3 protein-coding genes and 1 pseudogene are annotated in these 3,305 nt (G+C 61.1%); all 4 read right to left on the bottom strand.

Going from position 1 to position 3,305, the window contains the following annotated elements; translation table 11 throughout:
- A pseudogene (locus tag ABX749_RS26945) lies at nt 1-719 on the bottom strand (hypothetical protein); the annotation flags it as partial.
- Nucleotides 720-797: 78 nt separating this feature from the next.
- Nucleotides 798-1,367, bottom strand: a complete 570-nt coding sequence (locus ABX749_RS26940; RefSeq protein WP_372898740.1) for a hypothetical protein — start codon at nt 1,365-1,367, stop codon at nt 798-800.
- Between the two features lie 107 nt (nt 1,368-1,474).
- Nucleotides 1,475-2,476: an NAD-dependent epimerase/dehydratase family protein gene (locus ABX749_RS26935; protein WP_372898739.1), complete on the bottom strand. Its 1,002-nt coding sequence runs from the start codon at nt 2,474-2,476 to the stop codon at nt 1,475-1,477.
- A 170-nt stretch (nt 2,477-2,646) separates the two neighbouring features.
- Nucleotides 2,647-3,305: glycosyltransferase (locus tag ABX749_RS26930; protein ID WP_372898738.1), on the bottom strand; the 659-nt coding region annotated here is incomplete at its 5' end.

Genomic DNA, 3,305 nt, shown 5'->3' with positions numbered 1-3,305 from the left:
TCCGTCAGCGTGGACGCAATCCGCACGGTCGATGACAGGTGGGTGGTGTCGAGGTGATAGCCGCCGTCTTTCATCACCCAAGGCCGGCTGGCCAGCATGTCGGACAGCGATTCGTCTTCACCGGGGGCGGCATCGCGGGCGGTGATATCGTCGCGGACCAGCGTGATCAATTCGTTGTAAAAATGTTCTAGCAATCGTTCGCCGGCGGCGCGGCGGTCCGCTTTGCTGCGTTGGGCGATCGCTTGGTCGAACAGCGTGATGCTGTTGCAGGTGCCTTGATGGTCTAGAACGGCTTGGAATCCCCGCCCCACATCAACGCCTTCGTGCAACAACACACGTTGCATTTCATCGTAGTTGTCGTCCGTGATTTCGACTTCCGCGATCAGATTCCGGATCAGCTCGTTGTCGCCGGTCGGCCGCAGGTAGGTCCAGCCTTCGAAAACGCGTCCGGCTTGGATCAGCATCTCGCCCGATTCGCGGCACGCTTCCAACAGGCCCGCTTCCAATTGCCGCTCGACCTCTTCGGACCGCGTCGGTTCGTCTTCGCTGGTCAAAAGCGGCAACCCCAATCGGTCGCGGACGATCATCTTGCGGGCCTCGAACAACTCCATCGGCAACTGTTCTTGGCGGAAGTAGTCCGCGAGCTGTTGGAGCAATTCCGATCGAGAGGAGTCACAATGGCGGAGGGTTTCAAAGATTTGGCTGGCAGGTTCAGACATCGACAGAATTGAAATGACGGTAGGAGTCGTTGAAGAGGGTCAGCATCGACGGATGAGAATCCGATCCCACGAATCGCTTCACGGGGTGTCCGATGCGGGGGGATTCGGCGGAGGATCCGAAGGCGGGCCGGACGGTGCCGCGAACGCTTCATCGGGCGACACGGGCAACTGGGCGGCGTCGGCGTAGCGATGCAGCCATTCCAGCAGCGTGCCGAGCTTGAGCGCCGCGGCGGGCAGGAGATTGTCGCTGTGTTCGGTCATGTCCGCTAGTGGACCGAGCAGTTCGTCGCATTGGTGGCGAATCTCGATCGCCAACGATTTGGCGGTTCGGTATCGATCGCGGCACATGTCCAGGCGGGTTTTGGCAGCGGCCACCCGCTTTTGAGCTTCCAGGGCGCTGACGCGATCACCGGCCCGCGCGGCTGACTGCTTCTGCTGTAGATTGTCTTTCGCCTCGGTCAGCTCACGCTCGGCAAGCTCTGTCTGGTGACGCCAATACCTCGGCACCTCGTCGCCGAAATACTGATCGGCCCGGTGGATGGAGATTCGAATCTCCTGCAGCGTTTTTTCCCAGCTCTCGGCCATCGAGAGCACCCCGGTGCGGAGCCGCTGAAGCGAATCAATGTTTCGCACGTCGCTAGTCGACATGGGAGCGCCTTGCATGGTGTGGGGGAGGATTCGGGTCTGGAACGTCTGGACCATTGGACCACGCTTTGCCCGGCGCAGCTACCGTCGTTCGAGGGGGATGCCCCTGATCAAGTCGATTGGTCTTGCCACGCCGACCGTAATTCTTGTAGGCCCTGGTCCATCGAAACGCGGACGTTGTACCCCAAACGCTCCTTGGCCGCAGAGATATCGAAATAGTGGTCTTTGGCCAATTGGGCCGCCACGAAGCGGGTCATCACCGGTTCGGTTTGTCTGCCGGTCACGCGATACGCCGCCTCGAGAGTCGCCCCGACGGCGTAGGCGACGCGGAACGGGACACGCCGGGAGGGGGCCGCGACCGAGCCGATTTGGCAAATTTGTGCGATCCAATCCCAACAGTTGACCGGTTCATCCTGGGCGATGAAATACGCTCGTCCACCCGCCACCTCGGGACGCTGCTGCAGCGCGTCGAGTGCATCCAGGTGGGCGGCGGCGGCGTTGACCACGTGAACGGTGTCGATCAGGTTCTTGCCGTCGCCGACGATTTTTAATTTGCCTGCCGCGGCGCGGTCGATCACACGCGCGAGTAAATGGGGGTCGCCCGCGCCCCAGATCAGATGCGGACGCAGGGCACACGTGTTCAACTCACCTGTCCGATGCGCCTGCAAAACCGCTTGCTCGGCCAGCGCTTTGGTTTGCGGGTACGCGCACAGCCAGCGTTCGGGATAGGGCACCGATTCGTCGACACCACGTTGGTCGTCACCGGCAAACGTCACGCTGGGGCTGCTGGTGAAAACCAGATTGCCGATGCCGTTGTGGCGACAGGCGTCGATCACATTCAGCGTGGCTTGCGTGTTGATGCGGTAAAACGTTTCGTAAGCGCCCCAGACGCCGGCGACGGCGGCGGTGTGGACGACTGCGTCGACGTCGCGAATCAGTCGCGCGGTGACGGCGGCATCGGACAGGTCGCCGCGATGATACGCGACACCCTTGTCGGCCAGATCGGGGTAGTCACCGCGTGAGACACCGACGACCTGGTCGCCGCGGGCGAGCAACTGATTGACAATCTCGGCGCCCAGAAATCCGGCCGGTCCGGTAACGAGAACACGCATGAAGGAAAGGGCCAGCAAAGGGAAGAATCGAACGGGGCTCGTTGCGAGCGGAAAAGGGGTCAGGCCCCAAAAACCAAATGCCCCGCAGGGTGCTCCGCATTTTTGGGGCCTGACCCCTTTTCCGCGTTGATGAAGTCGGGCCCAAATCTTCGATGCTGACTCGCGATTCGTCAAGCAGCGCGGGAGTGGCTCAACGGAACACGACCGCTGGGCGGCGACGCTGTGGAAAAGAAATTGCGATTGTGAAAAGGCATCGAAACCTGATCGACAAAATCGGTGTTCAACTCGTCGCGTAATCGTTTCAAAAACCGGGCGCCGTCCAGGTGTTCGTCGTAGTGCTGGCACACATTTCGGGACAGACGGGCTCGTTTCTCCGGTGGCATGGAATCGATCCGACGGATCGCCGCGATCAAGCCTTTGCGGCCGCGGAAGCAAATCGCATTGACGCCGTCGACCAGTTCCGGATGGAAGCGGTCGGCGTATTCGATGATCGGGATGGTGCCGACCGACATCGCCTCGATCGCATTGTGGCAAACCGGCTGCGACGCGCCTGGGCAACACAGAAAGAATTGGTGTGACGCCAAGGTCGCCATCCAATCTTGTGCCGGAATCGGGTCGACCGCGCTGTCGCGAAGTACGATCCGGTCGTCACGCCCGTCCGCCTCACGCGCGCTGATCCGAACATCGAAGGTCTTGGACAACGTCGACAGGATTTCCAAACGCGACAGCACCCCGAACTCGCTGTGCATCGAATCGCGACCGTAGCGGCGGTTCTGATTTCCGGCGAAGAAGATGCCCGCCTTCATTTGGGTCCGCAGCGTGTTGAACC

Source organism: Stieleria sp. (genome assembly GCF_041595215.1).
Taxonomy (GTDB): domain Bacteria; phylum Planctomycetota; class Planctomycetia; order Pirellulales; family Pirellulaceae; genus Stieleria; species Stieleria magnilauensis.
Note: the sequence above shows the minus strand (reverse complement) of the source record. Positions and strands in the feature narration are given on the sequence as shown.